Origin of the sequence: Nocardia sp. GTS18 (assembly GCF_013839555.1) — a bacterium.
In the GTDB taxonomy this organism is placed as follows: Bacteria; Actinomycetota; Actinomycetes; order Mycobacteriales; family Mycobacteriaceae; genus Nocardia; species Nocardia rosealba.
Genome location: NZ_JACBIU010000011.1, coordinates 26,553 through 50,281, shown reverse-complemented (window position 1 = coordinate 50,281; position 23,729 = coordinate 26,553). Strand labels below are relative to the sequence as shown.

Sequence of the window (23,729 nt, the reverse complement as noted above, 5' to 3'; positions counted from 1 at the left end):
TAGCCACATGGCCGAATTCACCACCGGCGAAGCGGTGGCGCTCGAACTTCCCATCGCGCGTATCCCCAGCCGTGCGGGCGCTTTCCTGCTCGACCTGATGCTGCAGCTGACGCTGGCCTTCTGCCTGTTCTACGCCGGGATGCTGATGCTGTTGTGGAGCGCCGCCGACGAGGCGTGGATGTCGGTGCTCGCGGTGGTCACCATCGTGACCGTGCTGGTCGGTTATCCCGTGTGCAGCGAAACCCTCACGCGCGGACGCTCCCTGGGGAAGATGGCGTTCGGGCTGCGGGTCGTTCGCACCGATGCGGGCCCGACCGATTTCCGGCACGCGCTCACCCGTGGGCTGACGGGGGCGATCGTCGACTTCTGGATGCTCGGTGGCTTCGGCGCGGTCGCGGTGATCACCTCGCTGTGCTCACGCGAGGGCAGGCGTGTGGGTGACGTGCTCGCGGGCACGGTGGTTGTGCACACCCGTCAGCAGCTTCCCCGGCCCGCGCTGGCGGCCGCACCCCCGTGGCTCACCGGCTGGGCCGCGCAGCTCGACCCGACCGGCCTGTCCGACGAGCTCGCGACGGCCGCACGGCAGTACCTCACCAGGTTGCGCACCCTCACCCCGGCCGCCCAGCACCACCTGGGGACGAAGCTGGCCGAGTCGATGTGCGCGGCGGTCCGCACCCAGGTGCCCGCGGGTTATCCCCCGTACCACGTGATCGGCGCGATTCTGTCTCGGCGCCAGCAGCTTTCGCTGCGCTGAGAAGTTGTCCACAGGCCCATCCTGTGGACAACCTGTTGGTGAATCGGTGCATGAACTGTGAGTGCCGGTGGAAACTCCGGCTGTCCACAACTCAGAGCGAACCGGACCGCTTGAGCTCCAGATACTCGTCGGCCAGCGCCTCGGGCAGCTGATCCGGCGCGGCGGTGACCACCGCGACCCCGCGCCTGCGCAAGGATTCCCGCACCACCGCGCGCTCGGCCAGCACAGTCTCGGCGGCGGCCGAGGTGTAGACGGCATCGGCGGTTTCCCGGTCGCGAGCGGCGGCGGCGATGTCGGGGTCGGTCACCGAGACGATGAGCACCCGGTGCCGTCGGGTGAGCGTCGGCAGTGCGGGCAGCAGGTGTTCGGTGACCGTCGGACCGTCCAGACTGGTGAACCACACGATCAGCGCCCGCCTGCGCACCCGGGCGAGCACGGTGCGAACCAGACCATCGGTGTCGGTATCCACAAGCTGCGGTGTGACCCCGGCAAGGGTGTGCATAAGTTTCATCGGCAGGCCCGCACCACCGGCGCCGGTCACCTCCGCGCGCACCGTGCGGTCGTAGGCCAGCAGGTCGACGGTGTCGCCCGCCGCGCCGGCCAGCCCGCCGAGCAGCAGGGCGGCCTCGATCGCGCAGTCCAGCCTGGTGCCGTCGCCCACCCGGCCCGCGCTGACCCGGCCCGTGTCGAGCACCATCAGCATGTGCCGGTTGCGTTCGGGCCGCCAGGTGCGCACGAGCACATCGGTGGCGCGCGCGGTGGCCCGCCAGTCGATGCTTCGCACGTCGTCGCCTGCCACGTACTCCCGGAACGAATCGAATTCGGTGCCCTGACCACGGGTATTGGCGACATTGCGGCCCTCGAGGTGATGCAGCCGCTTCACCTTCGACCGCAGCAGGCGTTCGCTGCGGAAGGCGGGCAGCGCGCGGACGCGGGCGGGCGCGTCGACGCGAGTCTGCCGCCCGGCCATGCCGAGTGGCCCGAGCAGGCGCAGTGTCACCGGACCCGCCACCCGGTCACCGCGATATACCGGATTCAGCTTGGTGCGGAACCGGATCCGGGTGTTCGGTGCCAAAGCCAGGCGGCGCGTGCGGTATTCGGCGCGCGCACTCTCGGGCCACGCATCCCAGAGCAGCCCGCGAACCGCAGTGGTTCCCGTATTGGTCACGGCCAGTTCGACTTCCGTCTCCCGGCCCAGCCGGACGACGGTCAACGGCTCGCGCGTCACGGTCAGCGTGTTCGGGCGGGCGGACAGCGCGACATCGATCAGCAGGACGACGAGCAGCAGCGAACTCGCGCCGAGCACACCACCGAACGACGGAACGGCGAACATCACCAGCGCACCCGCCATCGTGGCGAGCAGCGCGAACCGGCCTGTGACGACCACCGCTACACCGGAACCGGCACCGAGCCGAGCAACGACGCGAGCACACCCTCGGCGCTCACCCCGTCCAGCTCGGCCTCCGGACGCAACTGCAGACGGTGCCGAAGCACCGGAACCGCAACGGTTTTCACATCGTCGGGGGTCACGTATCCGCGTCCGTTCAGCCAGGCGAAGGCGCGGGCCGCGGCGAGCAGCGCGGTGGCGCCACGGGTCGACGCACCGTGTGCGACGGCGGGCGAGGACCGGGTGGCCCGGCACAGGTCGACGATGTAGGCGAGTACCTCGGGACTGACCGTCACCTGGCCCACCGCGGCCCGCGCGGCCGCGATGTGCGCGGGCCCGGCGACCGGGCGCAATCCCGCCGCACCGAGGTCGCGTGGGTCGAAGCCGTTGGCGTGGCGCTGCAGGATGCGGAACTCGTCGTCGCGTTCGGGCAGCCGGATGTCGACCTTGAACAGGAACCGGTCGAGCTGCGCCTCGGGCAGCGGATAGGTGCCTTCCTGCTCGATCGGGTTCTGGGTGGCGATCACCACGAACGGGTCGGGCAGCGGCCGGGGCTGCCCGTCGACCGAAACCTGGCGCTCCTCCATCGATTCCAGCAGCGAGGACTGGGTTTTCGGTGGGGTGCGGTTGATCTCGTCGGCCAGCAGCAGGTTGGTGAACACCGGCCCCTGCCGGAAGGTGAACTCGGCCGAATGCGGGTCGTAGATCTGCGACCCGGTGACATCACCCGGCATCAGGTCGGGCGTGAACTGCACCCGGGCATGCTCGAGGTCGAGCGAGGTGGCCAGCGCACGCACCAGCAGCGTCTTGGCCACGCCCGGTACACCTTCCAGCAGCACGTGCCCCCGGCACAGCAGCGCGAGCACCAGGTACAGCACGGCCTGATCGTTACCGACCACCGCCTTCCCGATCTCGGTACGCAAGGCGGCCAACGCCGCCCCGGCCTCCGCCGCGGTCGGCGTCTTCTGCAGGACAGTGTTGTCGGTCATCCGAGCTCCGTCTCGATCCATTCGAGGTGTGCGGCAACGTGGTAGAGGGTTGATTCGTCGGGCACCGGGCCGAACAGTACGGTGCCGATCTGGGGGGCTGGGGTGCCGAGGCGGGTGGCGACGGTCGCGACGAGTTGGTCGTCGGTTGGGGTGCCGAGGCGTGGTCGGATTCGGCGCAGGGTCGCCGAGCGCAGGATGTGGGCGACGTAGGCCACGTCGCCCGAGCGGCGGTACAGCCCGGCCTGGCCGGCGAGCAGTTCGTTGGCGGCCACCTCCACCGGGCGCGGTTCGCCGACGAGTGCGCCGCGCCTGCGGGCTCGCCACCACACCACCACGGCGAAGGCGATGAGCAGTTGCAGGCCGCCGTAGGCCAGCCAGCCGGGGAGGGTGCTGAAGATCGAGTCGCTGCCCGCGGGATCGGGGAGGTCGTCGGGCCGGTCCGGTGGGCTGTCGATGTTCGGTGGCGGGTCGGGCGGGGTCGGTGCGTTGGGCGCGCCGCAGGATTGCAGGCCCGCGTACAGGAGCACGCCGAGGAACAGGATGCCCGCGAGGACCGCCCAGAACCGTGGGTTGCGCAGGATCGCCGGAAGTGGCGGAAGTTGTCGGCGCGGTGCGGGTTCGGTGTCGACGATCTCGATGTCGACCGGCTCGGCGGCCGGCGGTGGCGCGTGCTGGGAATAGCGGTCGGCGTATTCGAGGTGGCGGTATTCGTCCTCGGTGGCGCGGCGGCCGCCGTAGACGACCTCGTCGAAAGTGCTTGCCGCCGGATGTAATTCGGCGGACTGTTCGGGTGGAAGGGTGAGGGTCGCGTCGTCGGCGGTTTCCTGCGCGGTGCGTGAGCGGCGTACCGGCAGGCTGCCGTTCTGTTCCAGTCCACGCAGGACCGCGCGGAAGCGTTCCCGTACGGCACGGTCGAAATCGCGGCGGCCCGCGGCGTTCTCGGCTTCGGCGCGATGGTCGGCGGCCGGGCCGAGCCGGGGCGGTGGCGGGGGACCGACCTGGTTGTCGTTCATCGGTTCTCACCCGGAATGCGGATGTCGAGCCCTTCGCGGACACAGCGACGGTCGATATAGCAGAGCACCCGGCTGGTGGATTCCACGATCTCGGCGACCGTCACCACCAGCAGCAGGCCACCGACGACCAGCGTGATGAAGGCCCATCGGTGGGTGCCGGAGAAGTCCGACAGAAAGAAGGGGATGCCGAAGGCGGGCACCGCGAGCACGGCGAACAGCACCCGCTGGGTGAGCCAGAGACCGCCGATGCTCCAGTTCGCGCCCTCCACCAGGTCTTTCGAGCGGGCAACGGCGGGCCGGTAGCCGGCGTTCTCGGCGATGATCGCGGGTTCGGTGACGAATCGGCGGGCACGCAGATTCGACAGCCAGATCAGGGCGAGCGGATAGGTGATAACGAGCAGGCTGCCGACCGCCAACACGCCGATTCCGATGAGCGAGAACATGATCTGCGCGAGCACGAGCGGCCCGCCGTGGTGTGCGGCAGTCCGAAGGCCGGACCGCAGGTTGATGCGGGCGCCGGAGAAGTCGGCCAGCACCAGGGCAACGGTCACACCACGCAACACCAACCGCGACAACCATCCGAACGCGGCCGTTGCCAGCACCACCGCCCACGCGGTACCCGCGTCGGAGCCGTCGGTGAGGTGCGAGACCACGCCGGTGATGCCGAGTACACCGAGTACGGCGAGGGTGAGCGTTGCCCCCGCGAGCGCGGCCAGCGGCCGGATATGGGCTTGGATCAGGGCGAACGGCTCGTCGAGCAGTTCGCAAAATCGCAGGGGGCGGATCGGGACCGTCGGCGTTTGTGCCGGATCGATGCCCGCCCCGACGGCGCCGACCGTGGTCACGGCGGGGCGCACGGCCCGAGTCTAGCGGGGCCGGGCCGGGGGAGTGGGTTCACGGAGTGTGCGGAAGGGCGAGGTGGGTGGGTTCGAGGCGGCCACGCAGTGTGACCTGCTCGCCGAGGGTCCAGTGGTTCGCTTCGGTCGGCGCGGACTTGGTGAGGGTGGTTGCGGAGGTGAGCAGGCGTTGTTCGTACTGCTTGGACAGTTCGCACAGGCGGGCCGCCTCGTTGACCGCATCGCCGATGACGGTGAACTCGTAGCGGTTGTGGGTGCCCACATTGCCCGCGACCACGCGCCCGGCGGCGACGCCGATGCCCGCGTCCAGGTCGGAGGTGTCGCGCAGGCGGCGCTGGATGGCGCGGGCACACGAAAGGGCCTCGCCCGCCGCGTCTTCCAGCGGCGCGGGAGTGCCGAAGATGGCGAGGGCGGCGTCGCCTTCGAACTTGTTGAGCAGACCGCCGTGGCGTTCCACCTCGTCGACGACGATGTCGAAGAAGCGGTTGAGGATGCCGACGATCTCGGGCGCGGGAAGGGTGGCGGCCATGGTCGTGGAGCCGATGATGTCGATGAACAGGGCGGCGGCCTCGGTTTCGGTCCCGCCGAGGACGGGGCGTGAGGCGATGGCGGCCATGGCGACATCGTGGCCGACGTGTTTTCCGAACAGGTCCTCGATCATGGCGCGTTCGCGCAGGCCGTGCACCATGTGGTTGAACCCGCTCTGCAGCTCACCGAGTTCGGTGCCGTCGTAGAGCGCGATCTCGGCGTCGAGGTCGCCGTTCTCCACCCGGCGCAACGCCTGGCGTACGCCACGGATCGGCGCGACAGTCGCGGCGACGACCTGCGCCATCAGCAGCATGCCGAACAGCAGCGCCGAGCCGCCGAGACTGAGCACGCACACGGCCAGGCGCGCCTTGCTCACTTGAGGATCGGCGAGTGCCCAGATGGCGACGACCATCGCCAGCGCCACCGGCACACCGACACCGACGAGCCACGACAGCATGGTGCGTCCGAACACGCCGATGCCGCGCCGGCGTTGCGGATCGGCTTGCAGCACCCGCGCGGTGACGGGCCGCAGCGCGAATTCGACGATCAGATAGCTGTTGGCGCACACCACGATCGCGGCCGACCCGATGGCGAGGATGAGTTTGGGGATGAGCCCCGGCTCGATCACGCCGTACACGATGGTGAGCACGATGAGCGCCAGGGTCCACAGCATCGCCTGCTGCAGCACCATCCAGCGCGGCGCCGAGACGGTGACGCGCTGTTCGGCCGGTGTCGGCACGTGGTCGGGGTCGGTGGCCCAGCGCATGGTTCGCAGCCCGGCGACGGTCCCCCACACCGTGCCGATCGCGAGCGCGGCCACCGCGCACAGCGGCGTGAAGACGGCGTTCACCAGCAGCAGCCGCCCGGTGAACATGCTCGGCCCCGGCAGCACGAATCCCGCGAGCACGATGGTCATCGCGATGCCGATGAGGTTGGCGATGAGCAGGGGAGCGGTGAGCAGCAACTGCACCCGCACCCGGCGGATGGTCGCCTTCTCCTCGGCGGGTCCGAGCAGGGGCGAACCCCAGGGCGAAGACGTCCCGGAGCGTACGTCGCTGATCACACTCGAACTGTAAACCGAATCACCCTGAACAGGCGACCTTGTTAGCTAGGTCACCGGCGAATCCGGTACGTATAACAACTGATGGTCGCGCGTTTTGTCGTGCGCACCCGGAGGTCGTCGGTGCGATCGATCACCGCTGACGCCCAGTGAACAGATGTCCACTGAGCTATCGAGCAGGCGGCAATTGACGCTGTCGGCCACCCGGCAGCTCCTGCGCGTCCGACCCGGCCAGTTCACCCTGCCCGGCGGCGGGCAGCGCCGTGCCCTGTCCTGCGGGCAATGCGGTGTAGCTCGGCTGCCCAGGGTACTGCCGCGGATCCGGGTGGTAGTTCCGGCCGGGCGCGTCCACCACATTCGACGCGATCTGCTGCGCGTACGGGTTGTACTGCGGCGGTGGATAACCCGCGGGCAGGTAACCCTGCTGCCCGGGCGCCTGCTGGAACTGCTGCTGCGGTGCGTGCTGGAACTGCTGCTGCGAGTCCTGGGTATCGACGGTCACCTTCCGGCTGCGGCGCAGCGTGAAGGTCACCTCCTCGACCTCTTCGAACGCCTGTCGCGCGGTCCGCAGCGGATGCGTGGCCGAGTCGATGGCATTGGCGACGAACGACGGGACGAGCGGCCGGATCCAGCGCGCGGCGGTGTCGGTGAACGGCACGGTCCCGATGATCGGCAGCTCCAGCCCGCCCCCGGTCGGCGCCTGCGGCGGTGCCTGCTCGGCGGGTACCAGCGCACCGGCCTGGCCGTGCGGCAGGGCGTGCGGGAGGTATCCGGCGGGCAGCTGCTGCTGCGAAGTCGGTTCCAGAGCCACGGACTCGTCCTTTCGATGCGGCTCGGTGTACCCGAGCTCGAAACCGCCGATCGCGGCGATGATCCTGGTTCGCTGGCGTTCTCGATCGATCACGCCGTCGGCCTCGATGGCCAGCCGTTGCGAGTCGAGTTCCTGGTCGGCCCGCAGCACCGCCGTCTCGGTGCGCACCTCGGCCTGTTTCACCGCGATGGCGGCGTCGGCGGCGCGTTCGGCCCGGTCGGCGATCTCGTCGGCGGCGACCTTGCGGTCCAGCGCGGTCTCCCCACGCCACCAGCGCAGCAGCAGCGGCAACAACGCCAGCGCGATTCCCGCGACCAGCATCAGCAGGCGAAGCGCGGCGCCGCCGAGGTGATCGGCGGTGTAGCCGTTCATGGCCAGCCAGCGGGCGCCGATCCCGCGATCGCCCTCGGCGAAGGCGTCGGCGCGGGCGGCGGCCAGCTCGGCCGTTTCGGCGCGTACGCGCTGGTCGAGGCCGTCGGTGCGGGCCTGTGCGGCGGCGAGCTGCTTGCGGGCGTCGTCGAGCATCTCGTTGGCGGTCTGGGCCTCGGGTCCACGACCGGGAACACCGGTGATGCGGGTCTGCGGGCACTCCGGGGTCGGATTGAACTCGCAGCGCGCGATCACCAGGTTGCGGTCGATATCGGCCTGCGCGGTCGCGATGGACGCGTCGAGCGCGGTGCGGTCGGCGACGGCGAGGTCGTACTCGGCGCGCGCGGTGACGACGGCAGGCGCCTGTTCGGCGTCGGCGTGGGCGCGCACGTCCAGCTCGCGGTCGACGGTCCCGCCGAGCAGCACGGTGGTGGCCAGCTCGGCCACGAACACCCCGGCCAGCACGCCGATTCCGACGCGCGCGGCGGTGCCGCGCCGGTCGTCGGTGGTGTTCCTGGTGGCAAGCGCCCGCCCGATCGCACCGGCCGCCACGGCGGCGAGCAGCGCGAGCACGGCGACGAAGAAGAACCCGATCCCGTCGGCCGCGGCGAGCGCGACGGCGGTGACCAGTCCCGCGACCACGGCGAACAGCGCCACCGCGGCGCCGGTGACGACATATCCGGCGTTGTCGGGCCCGTTGTGGTCGCGCGAAGGCGTGACGAGGCCGCCGCCGAGCCAGGCGAGTGTGCCGGTCATACCTTCTCCCCGGTTCTTTCGCGTGGCGAAACTGTCATGGATTCGTGGTGTCAGCGTGACAGGCCCGGCGCCGCCACACCGAGCGGCGAAGCGGTATTTGTGGTCAGCCTCACAGATCCGAACTCCCGGCATCGCGGCGGTAGCGGCGCGGGCCGCCGACCTCGGCGTGTCGGTCTCGGCGAGCCGCATCGGTGGCCGCTTCGGGGCCGTCGTGTGGCGAACGACACTGCCGCGCGTTAGCTGGATATGTGCTGTGAAGAGCGTCTCACTTGCAGACCGTACGGTTGGCTGACTACCAGGGCATGTCGGGGCGCTGTCGGGAATATCTCACCGTCGGTGGCTCTGGTTAGCGGGAAACCATAGGTTTGACCTGCGCTTTGCTGGGGAATCCTGCTGCGATGCAGCTGAGTTCGGTCGAAGGTCACACACCTCCGGCCGGTTCCGGCTCGCCCGTCGACGGTGTTCGCGCAGGTCGGCGCCGGTTCTGCGGGATCGATCCGGCCCCCGCCCTGCTTTACACTGGACGACGCGCGTGACGATACGGGCTGGCGTTACAAACCCCAGCTAGACAGGGTTACTAAGCCCAACCTTAGTTGGTTGGGTCTGCGGTCTGACTTATCGTTTGCTCTTACGCCGAACGCACCCTTGTTCGGCACAACCACCTGCTCGGGGTCCGGTGAAACCGGGCCAAGAGTAGCGGGTGAAACCCCGCGCGGAGGTAAGGGACAGGTAAGCGTCCCGTTACCTCTGAGCACCCCCACTACGTCAACGAAGCGGGTGGACAACTGGAGACGTGACTGCACGCCGCAAACCATCATCGCCGCTGGTTTCGGATCGTACGGACGCAGTCTTGACGGAGGCGAAACGACGAAGGGTCCACGCTCAGCTTGCTGGGTGGCCGATCATCGACAGCCGACTTTCTTGAAGGCAGAGGCATGACGCAACTTCCTGGCCACAGGTCACCCGGTGTCACCGGGCTCTACGATCCGGCATACGAGCACGACGCCTGCGGCGTCGCATTCGTCGCCGACATGCACGGACGACGCAGTCGAGACATCGTCGACAAGGCCATCACGGCACTGCTGAACCTGGAGCACCGAGGTGCCGCGGGCGCCGAGCCGAACTCCGGCGACGGCGCGGGCATCCTGATCCAGCTCCCGGACAAGTTCTTCCGCGCGGTTGTGGACTTCGAGTTGCCCGAGGCAGGCTCCTACGCCACCGGTATCGCCTTCCTCCCGCAGGCCCGCCGCGAAGCCGCGCGTGCCGCCTACGGCGTCGAGAAGATCGTCGCCGAAGAGGGCATGGCCGTACTCGGCTGGCGCGCGGTGCCGATCGACGAGTCCTCGCTCGGCGCGCTGGCCCGCGATGCCATGCCGACCTTCCGTCAGCTGTTCATCGGCTCGCCCAAGAACTCGGCCGAGCAGCTCTCGGGCATGGACCTGGAACGTCGCGCCTACGTGATCCGCAAGCGCATCGAGCACGAGCTCGGCAACGCGGGTCCCGGCGAGGGCGCCGTCGGCAAGGAGTCGGTGTACTTCCCGAGCCTGTCCGGCGAGACCTTCATCTACAAGGGCATGTTCACCACGCCGCAGCTACGCGCGTTCTACCTGGACTTACAGGACGAGCGCGTCGAGTCGGCCATCGGCATCGTGCACTCGCGCTTCTCCACCAACACCTTCCCCTCGTGGCCGCTGGCGCACCCGTTCCGCCGGGTCGCCCACAACGGTGAGATCAACACCGTCACCGGTAACGAGAACTGGATGCGCGCGCGTGAGGCGCTGCTGCGTTCGGACGTGTTCGGCAAGGACGAGGCGGGCAACAACCGCCTGAACAAGATCTTCCCCGTCTGTACCCCCGGCGCGAGCGACACCGCCCGCTTCGACGAGGTGCTCGAACTGCTGCACCTGGGCGGGCGCGACCTGCACCACGCGATCATGATGATGATCCCCGAGGCGTGGGAGCGCAACGAGAACATGGACCCCGCGCTGCGGGCGTTCTACGAGTACCACTCGATGCTGATGGAGCCGTGGGACGGACCGGCCTCGGTCTGCTTCTCCGACGGCAAGAAGATCGGCGCCGTGCTCGACCGCAACGGTCTGCGCCCGGGCCGCATCTGGGTCACCGAGGACGGACTGGTCGTGCTGGCGTCCGAGGTCGGCGTGCTCGACATCGACCCCTCGACCGTCGTCCAGAAGATCCGCCTGCAGCCGGGCAAGATGTTCCTGGTCGACACCGAGCAGGGCCGCATCGTCACCGACGCCGAGATCAAGTCGGAACTGGCCGCCGCCGAGCCGTACCAGGAATGGCTGGACGCGGGCGTGAGCCGCCTGGCCGACCTGCCCGACCGCCCGCACGTGCACATGTCGCACGACCGCGTGCTCATTCGTCAGCAGATCTTCGGGTACACCACCGAGGACCTGAGCCTGCTCATCACCCCGATGGCCAAGACCGGCGGTGAGGCGCTCGGCTCGATGGGCACCGATACCCCGATCGCGGTGCTGTCGAACCGGTCGCGCCTGCTGTTCGACTACTTCTCGCAGCTGTTCGCGCAGGTCACCAACCCGCCGCTGGACGCCATCCGCGAGAAGGTCGTCACCAGCCTCAAGCGCAACATCGGCCCCGAGGCCGACCTGCTGCACCCCGGCCCGGAGTCGTGTAAGCAGATCGCGCTCGAGCAGCCGATCCTCGACAACGACGAGCTGGCCAAGCTGGTCCACATCAACGACGACGGCAGCCACCCCGAGCTGCGTTCGGTCGTGGTCCGCGGTCTGTACCCGGTCGCCGAGGGCGGCGAGGGTCTGCGCCGGGCACTCGAGGCCATCAACACCCAGGTCTCGGCCGCGATCGACGGCGGCGCGCGCATCATCGTGCTGTCGGACCGCGAGTCCAACGAGAAGCTGGCGCCGATCCCGTCGCTGCTGCTCACCTCCTCGGTGCACCACCACCTGGTGCGCGAACGCACCCGCACCATGGTCGGCCTGGTCGTGGAGGCCGGTGACGCCCGCGAGGTGCACCACATGGCCGCCCTCGTCGGCTTCGGCGCGGCCGCGATCAACCCGTACATGGCCTTCGAGTCCATCGAGGACATGCTCGAGCGCGGCTCGCTCTCGCTGCCCGCCAGCACCGGCGACCTGGCCGCCGACTACCGCAAGGCCGTCGCGAACTACTGCACCGCGGCCAGCAACGGCGTGCTCAAGGTGATGTCGAAGATGGGCATCTCCACCCTCGCCTCCTACAACGGCGCCCAGCTGTTCCAGGTGATCGGCCTGGCCCAGGACCTGGTCGACGAGTACTTCACCGGCCTGCGCTCGCCGCTGGGCGGTATCGGTCTCGACGAGATCGCCGAAGAGGTGGCCATCCGCCACCGCACCGCGTTCCTGGAGAACCGCAACGAGCGCGCCCACCGCGAGCTCGAGGTGGGCGGTGAGTACCAGTGGCGGCGCGAGGGCGAGTACCACCTGTTCAACCCGGACACGGTGTTCAAGCTGCAGCACGCCACCCGCACCGGCCAGTACTCGATCTTCAAGGAGTACACCAAGCTGGTCGACGATCAGTCCGAGCGCCTCGCCGCGCTGCGTGGTCTGTTCAAGTTCAAGAAGGGCGTGCGTGCGCCGATCTCGATCGACGAGGTCGAGTCCGCCCGCGAGATCGTGAAGCGGTTCTCGACCGGCGCGATGAGCTACGGCTCGATCTCGGCCGAGTCGCACGAGACCCTCGCGATCGCGATGAACCGTCTCGGTGCCCGCTCCAACTCCGGTGAGGGCGGCGAGAGCCCCGCTCGCTTCGAGGTGGAGGAGAACGGCGACTGGCGTCGTTCGGCGATCAAGCAGGTCGCGTCGGGTCGCTTCGGTGTCACCGCGCACTACCTGACCAACGCCACCGACATCCAGATCAAGATGGCCCAGGGTGCCAAGCCGGGTGAGGGCGGCCAGCTGCCCGCGCACAAGGTGTACCCGTGGGTCGCCGAGGTGCGTCACTCCACGCCGGGCGTCGGTCTCATCTCGCCGCCGCCGCACCACGACATCTACTCGATCGAGGATCTGGCGCAGCTGATCCACGACCTGAAGAACGCGAACCCGCAGGCTCGGATTCACGTGAAACTTGTCGCGGAGCCGGGTGTCGGCACCGTCGCCACCGGTGTGTCCAAGGCGCACGCCGACGTCGTGCTCATCTCGGGTCACGACGGCGGTACCGGTGCTTCGCCGCTGACCTCGCTCAAGCACGCGGGTGGACCCTGGGAGCTCGGCCTGGCCGAGACCCAGCAGACGCTGCTGCTCAACGGCCTGCGCGACCGCATCGTGGTCCAGGTCGACGGTCAGATGAAGACCGGCCGCGACGTGATGATCGCCGCGCTGCTCGGCGCCGAGGAGTTCGGTTTCGCGACCGCTCCGCTGGTCGTCTCGGGCTGCGTGATGATGCGTGTGTGCCACCTCGACACCTGCCCGGTGGGTATCGCCACCCAGAACCCGGTGCTGCGTGAGCGTTTCACCGGCAAGCCGGAGTTCGTCGAGAACTTCATGCTGTTCATCGCCGAGGAGGTGCGTGAGCTGCTCGCCGAGCTGGGCTTCCGCACGCTCGACGAGGCCATCGGCCGGGTCGACCTGCTCGACACCGCCAAGGCCAAGGAGCACTTCAAGGCCGCCAAGCTCGACCTGTCCCCGATTCTGGACATGCCGGAGACGGCGTTCATGAACCAGGACACCCGTTGCACCGGCACCCAGGACCACGGTCTGGACAAGGCGCTGGACAACGAGCTGATCGCCCAGGCCGCGCCCGCGCTCGAGCGTGGCAAGGCCGTGAAGATCGAAACCAAGATCACCAACGTGAACCGCACGGTCGGCACCATGCTCGGCCACGAGGTGACCAAGCTCTACGGTGGCGCGGGCCTGCCCGACAACACCATCGACATCACCTTCAACGGTTCGGCGGGCAACAGCTTCGGCGCGTTCGTCCCGGCCGGTATCACGCTGCGCGTGCAGGGTGACGCCAACGACTATGTCGGCAAGGGTCTCTCGGGTGGTCACATCGTGGTCCGCCCGTCGCTCAACGCACCCGCCGGCTTCGTCGCCGAGGACAACATCATCGCGGGCAACGTGATCATGTTCGGCGCCACCAGCGGCCGCATCCTGATCAACGGTGTCGCGGGCGAGCGCTTCGGCGTGCGTAACTCCGGCGCCACCGCGGTCGTGGAGGGTGTGGGCGACCACGCGCTCGAGTACATGACCGGTGGCCGCGTGGTCATCCTCGGTGGCACCGGCCGCAACCTCGGCGCCGGAATGTCGGGTGGTGTGGCGTTCGTCTACGACCCGGAGGGCACGCTCGCCGAGCGCGTCAACCCGGATCAGGCCGATGCGATCGAGCAGCTCTCCGGTGACGACTTCACCTGGCTGCGCGACATCATCAGCACCCACCGCGACGAGACGGGTTCGGCTGTGGCCGAACGCATCCTGAGCGACTGGTCCCAGCAGGTGAACCACTTCGTGAAGGTCATGCCCCGCGAATACAAGAAGGTTCTGCTCGCCATCTCCGAAGCCGAGAAGAGCGGCAAGGACGTTGACGAGGCGATTATGGAGGCGGCTCGTGGCTGACCCACAAGGATTTCTGAAGCACACCTCGCGGGAACTCCCGGCGCGTCGACCGGTCGAGCTGCGTCTGCTCGACTGGAAAGAGGTCTACGAGGACAAGTTCTCTCACGAGACCCTGCAGAAGCAGGCCAGCCGCTGCATGGACTGCGGTATCCCCTTCTGTCACAATGGTTGTCCGCTCGGGAACCTGATCCCCGAGTGGAACGACCTGGTGTACAAGGACTCGTGGCGCGAGGGCATCGACCGGCTGCACGCCACCAACAACTTCCCGGAGTTCACCGGGCGACTGTGCCCGGCGCCGTGTGAGGCGTCGTGCGTGCTCGGCATCAACCAGCAGCCGGTGACCATCAAGCAGGTCGAGGTCGAACTCATCGAGAACGCCTTCGACGAGGGCTGGGTCACCCCCGTGTACCCCACCCGCCTGACCGGCAAGAAGATCGCCGTCGTCGGTTCGGGCCCGGCGGGTCTGGCCGCCGCCCAGCAGCTCACGCGTGCCGGTCACACCGTCACCGTGTTCGAGCGCGACGACCGCATCGGCGGCCTGATGCGCTACGGCATCCCGGAATTCAAGATGGAGAAGTCGGTCATCGACCGCCGTCTGGCGCAGATGGAAGCCGAAGGCACCATCTTCAAGACCGGCGTGAACGTGGGCGTCGACATCACCGCCGAGCAGCTGCGTGAGCGTTTCGACGCGATCGTGCTCGCCGGTGGCGCCACCATCGCCCGCGACCTGCCCATCCCGGGCCGCGAGCTCGACGGCATCCACCAGGCGATGGAGTTCCTGCCGTTGGCCAACCGCGTGCAGCTCGGCGACGACATCACCGACGAAGAAGGCCTGCCGCCCATCCACGCGAAGGGCAAGAAGGTCGTCATCATCGGTGGTGGCGACACCGGCGCCGACTGCCTCGGCACCTCGCACCGCCACGGTGCCGAGTCGGTGCACCAGTTCGAGATCATGCCCCGTCCGCCGGAGGAGCGCGCCGGCTCCACCCCGTGGCCGACCTACCCCCTCATGTACCGGGTCTCCTCGGCGCACGAGGAGGGCGGCGAGCGCGTGTTCTCCGTGAACACCGAGCGTTTCGTCGGCAAGGACGGCAAGGTCACCGGCCTCGAGGCGCACGAGGTCACGATGGTCAACGGCCGTTTCGAGAAGGTCGAAGGCACCGACTTCACCCTCGAAGCCGACCTGGTGCTGCTGGCCATGGGCTTCGTCGGCCCGCAGAAGCCGGGCCTGCTGACCGACCTGGGCGTCGGCTACGACGGCCGGGGCAACGTCCAGCGCGACAAGAACTGGGCAACGAACATCCCCGGCGTCTTCGTCGCCGGTGACATGGGCCGCGGCCAGTCCCTCATCGTCTGGGCCATCGCCGAGGGCCGCGCCGCCGCGGCCGCCGTCGACAAGTACCTCGAGGGCGAAACCGCGCTCCCCGCGCCGATCCCCCCGACCGCTGTCGCCCAGCGGTAATCAGTTCGACCGAAGGCGCCCGCAGACTCGTTGAGTCTGCGGGCGCTTTGCGTTGAGCACTTCACGCATGCCGATCCGCAGTCCTGGGCTCGCCTTCGCCTTACCTGATCCTTAAACTTTGGAAAAATCGCTGCACTTTGTTATCGCACAGGCGTACAGTGAACTTGCACCTAAGTGAAGGCGGGATATGAATCACCAGATCAGTGTTGACGACGACGTCTACCAGGCGCTTGTGCACAATCGTCGGGGTTTCGAGCAGCCCAACGACGTGTTGCGGAGGTTGCTCTTGGACGGCGAAAAGCCGAGTGTGGAAGGCCTGGTGATGGACGTGATCCCTCGAAGGGGTCGCCTCTCCGCGCTTGTAGACGCAGGCTTGGTCGCTGTCGGAGATCAGTTGCGTCATGAACGCGTTCGCAAGGGCCAGGTGGTCGTTGCCGAAATCGTGGAGGGCGGTTCGATCCGGACCGCAAACGGCCTGTACAGCGCCCCTTCGCCTGCACTCAAGGACCTGGTCGGTACCGATATCGACGGTTGGCACAACTGGATTCACGTGCCATCGGGGCGGACTTTGCGTGAACTGCGGTCCGAGTTGGCGCTTCAGGAGAGTCAGAAATAGAGAACCGACCGCCCCTCCCTGGTGCGGGAGTGGACGATCGGCCGTGTAGTCCAATACTAGCAGGGGGGTCGGAAATCGGTACGAATCCGCTTGTTACCAGCTACGACAAGCCGTATAAGACGCTGTCGGAGCAGGTCGAGTTGCTCCGACAGCGTGGGATGGTGATCACCGACGAGGCTGCGGCAATCTCACAGCTGCTAGCGATCGGGTACTACCGGCTCAGCGGCTACTGCTATACCTTCCGCGAACATGCCGTGCCCTGCGCAGCGACATGCGACTGCCCTCGGCGTAGTGACATCTTCGTACCAGGTACCACGCTCGACCGAGTGGTCGAACTGTACGAGTTCGATCGGCTGCTGCGATTGCTCGTGTTGGACGGAATCGAACGGGTCGAAGTCGCGTTGCGGATGCGCTTGGGGTACATCGTCGGTGCCGGAGGTGCGTTCGCCCATCTCGATCCCGCAGCGCTCGATCCGACCTTCACCAGATTCGACGAGACACGGCCGCTTGCCAGTCGGTCACCATGGATCGGCAGCGAGCACATGAAATGGCTGTCGAATGTGACGACGGAAGAGGGCCGGTCGAAGGAAGACTTCGTCACCCATTTCAAGACGAAGTACGGTATGCCGCTGCCGATTTGGGTAGTCACCGAACTGCTGAGCTTCGGCAGCCTGGTCAAACTCGTCGACGGATTGAAAGCCCGGCACAAGAGCTTGATCGCGGAGACGTTCGGAATCTTCGATTCGGACTGTGAAGGCGACGGTGCCGCACTGGCAGGCTGGATGCAGAATCTCACCTACATCCGAAACATCTGTGCGCACCACGGCCGCCTGTGGAACAGGAACATGGCGGTGCAGCTCGGTAGGTTGGACAATACCGCCGAACTCGTGCATGCGTCAGTGCCTCGATCCAAGTCGAGGGTGTATGCGTCATTGGCAGTCCTCGCGTTCCTGACCACGCAGATCAATCCACTGTCGACCTGGCGTGCCCGGGTCATCGACTTGGTGAGCGGACAATTCGCCGGTCTCGGACTCCCGGTCGAGCAGATGGGTTTCCCGTCAGGTTGGGAGAACGAAGCGATCTGGTCGGCGGGCTACCGTCCTAGCGCAGATCCGATACCGTCCGAGCACCGGGAGATCCTGCGGCACTTCGAATGGGTGAGCACCGCCGAGGCGGGAAAGCTCCTCGATACCAGCAGTGTCTCGAAGCGTAGAACCAGTGCCGTGCGGTCGTTGCGATCACGCGCCCAACTACTGGGTCTGCCTGTTGGTAGGTCTTTTCGCTTTCCCACTTTTCAGGTCGATGCGAGTCGGCCTGGCGTCTATCCGGAGGTCGCGCTGATCAATACAGCATTGGACGCAGTCAAGCAGCCTTGGGAATGTGCCCGGTGGTGGGTCGAGGCCAACCCGGGGATCGGGGGAGGAGCACCGGCGACGTTGGTGTCCTCCGCAGAGGGCCGTCGTCAGCTGCTGGCTGCCACTATCGCTGTGGGCGAGAAGTCGATGACAGTCGCTGATCTCCCACGGATCGCGACCGGGCAAGACGAACCGTTCGGGTGAACCCCGTCGGTAGAGTTTGCCGGGGGTGTGCGTTGGGAACTCAACCGCACAGGCGCTCAATGGGATTGGGTGCAAGAAATACAACGTGGCCGATCTTCCTTGCAGCACATAGACTTTCCGTGACGAGGTGTACGGGAGATCCGAGGGGGAGCTGTGCCGTTGCCGCCGGGAACGTTGGCGTATCTGCGCCGCGCAGCAGAGCGCGGTGACGGTACCGCTATGCACAACCTCGCCCACTTCTACCACGATCACAGCGATTACGAGGGTGCGGAGTACTGGTTCCGGCGGGCGGCGGCGGCGGGGCATACGCGCTCGATGAACAATCTCGCGGTGTTGCTCGATCAGTTCGGGGAGCTGGCCGAGGCCGAGATCTGGTATCGGCGGGCGGCGGCGGGCGGCAACGGCAACGCCATGTACAACCTGGCCACCATGCTGTATCAGAGCGGCGATATCGCCGAGGCCGAAACCTGGTACCACCACGCGGCACTCGCGGGGCACGTGGACGCGATGTACAACCTCGCGCGGTTGCTCGAGGACGACAACCGGCTCGACGACGCCGAAGCGTGGTACGACGAAGCGGCCGCGGCGGGCGATATCGACTCGATCAACAACCTCGGTCTGCTGCTGCGTCGCCGGGGCGCGATCACGGCGGCCCGGCGATGCTTCCGGCGCGCCGCCGATCTCGGTCATCCGAAGGCGATGGCCAATCTCGCGGCCCTGCTCGAATCCGAAGGGGCGCACCGGGAGGCCGAATCCTGGTATCGCCGCGCGGCCGGCTGATCCAGCCTGCCTCGAACGCAGCCGCTCGACTGAGTTCTGTCCTTTCATCGACTACCACCGAAGTGGGGGTACCCGCTGAGTGGCGCTGACGTGCATTCGCACTATGGCGAGTTCTGCGAAGACTATTAAAACGGAAGTTCGCCACCGGGTCGCTGAACGGCGGAAACCGGGATTGACCACCGGCTTCGAGTGGTGTCGGCGAACGAGTCCGTTGGTTACCGAAAAGTATTGATACCGAGCGGTTTTCCAGCAACTACCAGCAAACTTCGGTGGCACAGTAATTTTCCCGCGTTCGGGATGCGGAAATTTGCGGGCGGGTATAGCGTCTCGTGCTGTCGAACATTTTCGAGGACAGACCGGGGGCGCGGGTGAATTCTCTCGACGGCTGCCTGAAACGCATCATGGAGATTCCCGGTGCGTGTGGCGTGACGCTGGTGGACGGTGCCAGCGGGCTGGCGGTGGCCGCCGTCGGCGCGCACGACATCGTCGACGAGCACGAGGACGCCGCGGGAACCACCGACGTCATGCGGACGGTCCTCGCGTGCACCGCGCTCTCGAGCAGCTCCGCCGACGACGATGTCCGTGAGCTGATCGTCTGCCGCGACAAGGGCTTTCACCTGCTGCACCTGCTCGACGGCGATTTCGAGGGAAGACTTTTCGTCCACGCGGTATTCGACGGTGCCGCCGCCAATCTGGGAATGGCGCGCTATCAGCTCAAGGCCGCGCTGGAAGAAATGGCGGGCCGATGAGCGCGGCCCTCGCCGAAGAACTCCAGCGGCTCGAAGAACAAGGCTCCACCGGGATATTGCGGGCGGGCGACGGCGAATTCCATTTGGCCCGTGGGGCTATCGCCTCGGTGGGTTGCCGGCGCACCATCGGTCTCGACCGGCTCGCCGTCGAGGCGGGTGTCGCGACCGACGAGGACCTGCGCCGTGCCCGCGCGGGCGAGCCGGGTGCGCTGCTGCGCCGCCCACGTCTGGAGACCCTCGCGAGGCTCTCGGCCTACGACGCGGCCTACTTTCTGCTCGAAACCGGGGCCGCAGCGGAATTCGTTCCGACGGAAGAGCACTGGCTCGCTCCGGTGTGCCGGATCGCGCCGCACGCACTGGTGAGCGAATGCGCGCGACGCCGACGCCCTGACGCCGGTCCGTGGACCGCCGACATGGTGTCGACGGTCCCCGTCTCGCCCGCGCACCGGGCACGTCGCAAACGCACAGTGCTCACCGTCGGCCAGGCCGAAGTACTCGCCGCGGCCGACAACCACCGCACCATCGCCGACATAGCCCGCGAGCTCGGCCGCACCACCTACGGCTGCCTCGTCGCCGTCCGTGACCTGACCAGAGCCGGGCTGATCGAGGCACCGGAATCGGCCGACGCCGAGCCTCGCACCCGCCACCTCACCGTGGCACCCCGGCCCGAGCACGGACGCCACGCGGCACCCCAGGGCGGCGCCGGTTACGCCGCAGCACAAGAGAATTCGGGCACCGACGCCGCGACCCCGATCGCGTCTGCCCGGGTTGCGTCGGCCGGGAAACCGATACCGCCTCTTCCGCGCCGCGTTCCGTCGCCGGTAGCCCCACCGACTTCGGGCAGGCACGCGCTCGTCGAGGAAGCGAGCGCGGCCGCCCGGACCCCCGCCGCGACAACTCCGACTCCGGGCACAACCGCCCGGACCGCGGACCGGAACACCCGCGGCGCGGACACCTACTCCTGGACACCCCCGGTCGACCAACCCTGGCAGCAGGTGGATCGCGCCCTCCTGATCCGCATCAGGACGGCGTTGGCGGAGCTGGCATGACCGGGCGCAGGAAGCTGCTCGGCGAGTGGAGGGGAAAGTTGACCAAAATGCCGCTGCCCGAACGTAAGACCACCGGTTCGGAGCTCACGGGGCCCACCCCGTACGGCCAGGACCAGACCACGCGACCGCTGCCGCAGAGCTACCCGGCCGTCCAGGCCGAGCTCACCGCCCTGCGCGACCGCGTCCCCCACCTCACCGGCACAGTCGTCGCCTCCAGCGACGGCCTGCTCATCGAGCACGACCTACCCGCCCATATCGAACCGGCCGGGATGGCGGCGCTGGCCGCCGCGCAGCTGTCGCTGTCGTACCGGTTGGCGAGCACCGCGCACGGCGGTGGTTTCAACGAGGTCGTCGTGCACGGCAGCGACGGGCAGGTGGTGATCTACGCCGCCGGGTACACCGCGCTCACCGTGCTCGCGGGCCCGGATGTGAACGTCGGCCGGCTCCACCTGGAGTCGCGTCCGGTAGCTCGCGCCATCGCCGCTCATCTGGCGGCGGCGCACGATTGAAAGGTACGACATGTCGAATATGGATCTGGCGCTCAAGGACATGATGGTGATCGACGGCGCGATCGGCGCCGCGGTCGTCGACTACAGCAGCGGCATGGCTCTTGGAATGCTCAGCAGCAGCAAGTCGTTGGACCTGCAGATCGCGGCGGCGGGCAACACCGAGGTGGTGCGCGCGAAGCTGCGGACCATCGAGCAGCTCGGCCTCAACGAGGAGATCGAGGACATGCTCATCACCCTCTCGGGCCAGTACCACGTGATCCGGCCGATGACCGGCCGCAAGTCCAAGGGGCTTTTCCTCTACCTGGCGCTGGACCGCACCCGCGCCAACCTCGCCCTGGCCCGCCACCGGCTCAAGGGCATCGAGGAAGACCTCGAGGTCTAGGCCGGCGCGGGCCGGGTGAGCGCGGTGCTCACTCGGCCGAAATGAATTCTGTCACAACGATCGGACAAGCTCGTCATACTCATGTGGCACAGGCGTGGTGGTACCTCTATTGTGATTCGCGGCGAGGTCTGGGAGCCACACGTAAACGGGGTTTGCTCTCCAGCGGCGAGCAAGGTGGAACTGGAGCGGTATGCAGGTGAAGAAGATTGTCGCGGCACTCGGTGCGTCCGCGGCGATGTTGTCCGGAATCGTTGTCGGCAGCGGGAGTGCCAGCGCGGCGCCTGCCTGCCCGAGTCTCTATGTCGTCGCCATTCCCGGCACTTGGGAGACCGGCATCGACAAGCCGCCGGGGCCCGGCATGCTGTCCGGCGTCACCAACGGGTTGCCGCGCAATGTCGACGTCGACTACGTGACCTACGCGGCGACCGCCTTCCCGTGGGAGGGCGATGTCTACGGCAATTCCAAGAAGCAGGCGGTGAATTCGGCGCGCGGCCTCATCTCGGCCAAGCTCGCGCAGTGCGGTAACACCAAGGCCGCCCTCGTCGGCTACAGCCAGGGCGCCGACGCCGCGGGTGATCTCGCGGCCGAGATCGGCACCGGGCTCAGCACCATTCCGGCCGATCGGGTGGCCGCGGTCGGCCTGATCTCCGATCCGCGTCGGGCACCCGGTGACGTGCAGGTCGGCCCGCATGCCCAGGGCGCGGGCGCCGGTGGCGCGCGGCCCGGCGGCTTCGGCTGGCTCAGCGACCGCACCCGCACCATCTGCGCGGTCGACGACCTGTACTGCGCCACGGCGACCGACGATTTCGTCACCCGGTTCGCGGGCTTCCTGGCGCAGAGCTCGGATGCCAACCCGGCGAACATGTGGCGCTACCAGATCGAGGCGGGCGCGATCATGCAGGATCTGATGGCCCACGGCGGTGTGCCGGTGCTGCAGGCGCAGCTCTCGGACGCGGCGAACCAGAAGCGGGCCAAGGATCTCGAGCAGTTCTACAAGTCGCAGGCGCACCACCTGTACGGCAGCTACTCGGTGGGTGGCGGACACACCGCCATCACCTGGATGCGCGACTGGATCGCCTCGCACGCCTGAGTTTTCGCAGGTGAAGCCGGGTGCGGGAGTTTCTCGCACCCGGCTTTTTCTATGTCGTTCGGGCGAGGTTGCGTGGCAGCAGGTCCCACACGTGACCGGACTCGTTGATCGTCGCCGCCGTGCGCGTTCCGCTGCGCGAGTACAGGATCCGGGTGATCGAGCAGTAGTCGACGGGGAAGGTGAGCGGGCGGGCCAGGCCGAGGATGTCGGCCAGCAGCACATTGACGACCCCGCCGTGAGCGAAGGCGACGACCGTCTCGGTGTGCGGGGTGGCGGCCACGAGTTGTTCGACGGCGCTCAGCACGCGACGGGTGAAGGCGGGGCCGTCGATCTGCTCGGGTAGCAGACCGGCCTTGATCCGGGTGTAGGCGTCGGCGAATTCGGTCTTGGCGTCTTCGATGGGGATGTAGGCGGGCAGATCGCGGTCGTATTCGGCGAGGTCGTCGATGATGTCGACGGGCAGGTCGCGGGCGAGCGCGGTCGGTGCGGCGGTATCGCGGGCCCGGCGCTGGGGGCTCGACACGATGCGGGTGATCTCGTGGGCGGCCAGCGCGGCGGGCACCCGCTCGGCCTGACGGCGGCCGATGTCGGTGAGACCCGGATCGGCGGCGGAGGTACTTGCGACGACCTTGTCGGGCTGGGCATGACGCACGAGAATCAGCTGCACGTCACCCACTGTGCCCCATGACCGGGCATTGTGTCGCCTCAGAGGTCGGGCTCGATCTCCGTGCGACCGGTGACGTCGGCGGTGTCGACGATGACGATCTCGCGTTCCTGTTCGAGCAGCACCTTCAGATATCCGGGTGGATTCTCGACCACATATCCCCGGACGACGCCGTTCTTCGTCGCGATCTCCTCGAGCGACACCCACGGCACCTGCACCGTCGCGGCGAGCACGAGCGCGGCGAGCGTGACGATCAGAGCCGAACTGGACACGAACCAGTGCGCCATCCGCGACCCTTCGGGATCGCGCTTACCTGCGCGCAACAAGACCCTTGGCGACCAGGTGCTGATCCGAGGACTCGCGGGGGTGCCTCGCCATGAGGCGAGGATAGTGCCGCGAGCCCCCGGTTCACGTCATGGCTGGCCGTACGGCGGCTGGCCGTAAGGCGGCTGACCACCCTGACCCGGTCCGCCGCCGTAGGGCGGCTGGTTCGGCGGCTGGTCGTTCTTCTTCTTGTTCTTGAGCATGAAGACCAGGCCAACGATGGCGAGGACGACCAGCAGGCAGCACACGCCGCCGATGATGAGACCCTTGCTGCTCTTCTTCCCCTTCTTCTTCGCGGCCAGTTCGGTGACCAGGTCCGAGCCGGCGAGCGTGTCGATGCTGCCCGCGAGCACCTGTGGGTCGACCAGTGCGGCCGATGTCAGCAGGTCAAGGTACATATTTTTCCCCATCCGATGGTGTGTTGTGCCGGCAT

20 protein-coding genes are annotated in these 23,729 nt (G+C 67.7%); 11 read left to right on the top strand and 9 right to left on the bottom strand.

The window, feature by feature from the left end; all coding sequences use genetic code 11:
* The first annotated feature begins 7 nt into the window (after positions 1-7).
* Positions 8-754, top strand: a complete 747-nt coding sequence (locus tag HYG95_RS12780) for an RDD family protein (RefSeq protein ID WP_181698186.1) — start codon at positions 8-10, stop codon at positions 752-754.
* A 91-nt stretch (positions 755-845) separates the two neighbouring features.
* On the opposite strand, the gene HYG95_RS12775 is transcribed toward HYG95_RS12780, so the two are convergent.
* From HYG95_RS12775 to HYG95_RS12750, 6 genes are all read right to left on the bottom strand, one after another.
* Positions 846-2,141 (bottom strand): DUF58 domain-containing protein, encoded by a 1,296-nt coding sequence (locus HYG95_RS12775; protein ID WP_181698185.1) that lies wholly within the window; start codon positions 2,139-2,141, stop codon positions 846-848.
* 2 nt (positions 2,142-2,143) lie between these two features.
* On the bottom strand, positions 2,144-3,130 hold the full coding sequence (locus HYG95_RS12770; RefSeq protein ID WP_067644085.1) for a MoxR family ATPase: 987 nt from the start codon (positions 3,128-3,130) through the stop codon (positions 2,144-2,146).
* The gene (locus HYG95_RS12765) at positions 3,127-4,143 is read right to left on the bottom strand and encodes a DUF4129 domain-containing protein (RefSeq protein ID WP_181698184.1); all 1,017 of its coding nucleotides are present in this window, start codon (positions 4,141-4,143) and stop codon (positions 3,127-3,129) included. The genes HYG95_RS12770 and HYG95_RS12765 overlap by 4 nt, the downstream gene beginning before the upstream one ends.
* The gene (locus HYG95_RS12760) at positions 4,140-5,000 is read right to left on the bottom strand and encodes a hypothetical protein (RefSeq protein WP_181698183.1); all 861 of its coding nucleotides are present in this window, start codon (positions 4,998-5,000) and stop codon (positions 4,140-4,142) included. The genes HYG95_RS12765 and HYG95_RS12760 overlap by 4 nt, the downstream gene beginning before the upstream one ends.
* A gap of 37 nt (positions 5,001-5,037) precedes the next feature.
* The gene (locus HYG95_RS12755; protein WP_225281658.1) at positions 5,038-6,591 is read right to left on the bottom strand and encodes an adenylate/guanylate cyclase domain-containing protein; all 1,554 of its coding nucleotides are present in this window, start codon (positions 6,589-6,591) and stop codon (positions 5,038-5,040) included.
* A 166-nt stretch (positions 6,592-6,757) separates the two neighbouring features.
* Positions 6,758-8,524, bottom strand: coding sequence for a DUF4407 domain-containing protein (locus HYG95_RS12750; protein WP_181698182.1), 1,767 nt, complete (start codon positions 8,522-8,524; stop codon positions 6,758-6,760).
* A gap of 935 nt (positions 8,525-9,459) precedes the next feature.
* Here HYG95_RS12750 and gltB point away from each other — a divergent pair.
* The 10 genes from gltB to HYG95_RS12700 all read left to right on the top strand — a co-directional run bounded on the left by gltB (position 9,460) and on the right by HYG95_RS12700 (position 22,308).
* Positions 9,460-14,112 carry a glutamate synthase large subunit gene (gene gltB / locus HYG95_RS12745; RefSeq protein WP_181698181.1) on the top strand — a complete coding sequence of 1,551 codons (4,653 nt, stop codon included), beginning with the start codon at positions 9,460-9,462 and terminating at the stop codon, positions 14,110-14,112.
* A complete protein-coding gene (locus HYG95_RS12740; RefSeq protein WP_181698180.1) occupies positions 14,105-15,574 on the top strand; it encodes a glutamate synthase subunit beta in 1,470 nt (489 codons plus the stop codon). Before gltB ends, HYG95_RS12740 begins: the two co-directional genes overlap by 8 nt.
* A gap of 187 nt (positions 15,575-15,761) precedes the next feature.
* Positions 15,762-16,190 carry a hypothetical protein gene (locus tag HYG95_RS12735; protein ID WP_181698179.1) on the top strand — a complete coding sequence of 143 codons (429 nt, stop codon included), beginning with the start codon at positions 15,762-15,764 and terminating at the stop codon, positions 16,188-16,190.
* Between the two features lie 161 nt (positions 16,191-16,351).
* Positions 16,352-17,749, top strand: a complete 1,398-nt coding sequence (locus tag HYG95_RS12730) for an Abi family protein (RefSeq protein ID WP_181698178.1) — start codon at positions 16,352-16,354, stop codon at positions 17,747-17,749.
* A gap of 219 nt (positions 17,750-17,968) precedes the next feature.
* A complete protein-coding gene (locus HYG95_RS12725; RefSeq protein ID WP_181698177.1) occupies positions 17,969-18,529 on the top strand; it encodes a tetratricopeptide repeat protein in 561 nt (186 codons plus the stop codon).
* Between the two features lie 329 nt (positions 18,530-18,858).
* Positions 18,859-19,278, top strand: coding sequence for a hypothetical protein (locus HYG95_RS12720; protein ID WP_370465775.1), 420 nt, complete (start codon positions 18,859-18,861; stop codon positions 19,276-19,278).
* Entirely contained in the window at positions 19,275-20,327 is a 1,053-nt protein-coding gene (locus tag HYG95_RS12715) for a hypothetical protein (protein ID WP_181698176.1), read from the top strand. Before HYG95_RS12720 ends, HYG95_RS12715 begins: the two co-directional genes overlap by 4 nt.
* The gene (locus HYG95_RS12710; RefSeq protein WP_225281661.1) at positions 20,324-20,836 is read left to right on the top strand and encodes a roadblock/LC7 domain-containing protein; all 513 of its coding nucleotides are present in this window, start codon (positions 20,324-20,326) and stop codon (positions 20,834-20,836) included. The genes HYG95_RS12715 and HYG95_RS12710 overlap by 4 nt, the downstream gene beginning before the upstream one ends.
* Positions 20,837-20,846: 10 nt before the next feature.
* Positions 20,847-21,218 (top strand): hypothetical protein, encoded by a 372-nt coding sequence (locus HYG95_RS12705; RefSeq protein WP_181698175.1) that lies wholly within the window; start codon positions 20,847-20,849, stop codon positions 21,216-21,218.
* Positions 21,219-21,408: 190 nt separating this feature from the next.
* Entirely contained in the window at positions 21,409-22,308 is a 900-nt protein-coding gene (locus HYG95_RS12700; protein WP_181698174.1) for a cutinase family protein, read from the top strand.
* A gap of 49 nt (positions 22,309-22,357) precedes the next feature.
* On the opposite strand, the gene HYG95_RS12695 is transcribed toward HYG95_RS12700, so the two are convergent.
* The 3 genes from HYG95_RS12695 to HYG95_RS12685 form a co-directional block, all read right to left on the bottom strand.
* Positions 22,358-22,975, bottom strand: coding sequence for a histidine phosphatase family protein (locus HYG95_RS12695; protein WP_181698173.1), 618 nt, complete (start codon positions 22,973-22,975; stop codon positions 22,358-22,360).
* 38 nt (positions 22,976-23,013) lie between these two features.
* Complete coding sequence (locus tag HYG95_RS12690; protein ID WP_181698172.1) at positions 23,014-23,259, bottom strand: hypothetical protein; 246 nt, start codon at positions 23,257-23,259, stop codon at positions 23,014-23,016.
* Positions 23,260-23,385: 126 nt separating this feature from the next.
* The gene (locus HYG95_RS12685) at positions 23,386-23,694 is read right to left on the bottom strand and encodes a hypothetical protein (protein ID WP_067495222.1); all 309 of its coding nucleotides are present in this window, start codon (positions 23,692-23,694) and stop codon (positions 23,386-23,388) included.
* Positions 23,695-23,729: the final 35 nt, after the last annotated feature.

Bases quoted from the DNA above. Each gene is read 5' to 3' on its own strand.
- HYG95_RS12780 (WP_181698186.1), top strand. From the start codon at position 8: ATGGCCGAATTCACCACCGGCGAAGCGGTGGCGCTCGAACTTCCCATC.
- HYG95_RS12770 (WP_067644085.1), bottom strand. From the start codon at position 3,130: ATGACCGACAACACTGTCCTGCAGAAGACGCCGACCGCGGCGGAGGCC.
- HYG95_RS12765 (WP_181698184.1), bottom strand. From the start codon at position 4,143: ATGAACGACAACCAGGTCGGTCCCCCGCCACCGCCCCGGCTCGGCCCG.
- HYG95_RS12750 (WP_181698182.1), bottom strand. From the start codon at position 8,524: ATGACCGGCACACTCGCCTGGCTCGGCGGCGGCCTCGTCACGCCTTCG.
- gltB (WP_181698181.1), top strand. From the start codon at position 9,460: ATGACGCAACTTCCTGGCCACAGGTCACCCGGTGTCACCGGGCTCTAC.
- HYG95_RS12735 (WP_181698179.1), top strand. From the start codon at position 15,762: ATGAATCACCAGATCAGTGTTGACGACGACGTCTACCAGGCGCTTGTG.
- HYG95_RS12725 (WP_181698177.1), top strand. From the start codon at position 17,969: ATGCACAACCTCGCCCACTTCTACCACGATCACAGCGATTACGAGGGT.
- HYG95_RS12715 (WP_181698176.1), top strand. From the start codon at position 19,275: ATGAGCGCGGCCCTCGCCGAAGAACTCCAGCGGCTCGAAGAACAAGGC.
- HYG95_RS12710 (WP_225281661.1), top strand. From the start codon at position 20,324: ATGACCGGGCGCAGGAAGCTGCTCGGCGAGTGGAGGGGAAAGTTGACC.
- HYG95_RS12705 (WP_181698175.1), top strand. From the start codon at position 20,847: ATGTCGAATATGGATCTGGCGCTCAAGGACATGATGGTGATCGACGGC.
- HYG95_RS12700 (WP_181698174.1), top strand. From the start codon at position 21,409: ATGCAGGTGAAGAAGATTGTCGCGGCACTCGGTGCGTCCGCGGCGATG.
- HYG95_RS12690 (WP_181698172.1), bottom strand. From the start codon at position 23,259: ATGGCGCACTGGTTCGTGTCCAGTTCGGCTCTGATCGTCACGCTCGCC.
- HYG95_RS12685 (WP_067495222.1), bottom strand. From the start codon at position 23,694: ATGTACCTTGACCTGCTGACATCGGCCGCACTGGTCGACCCACAGGTG.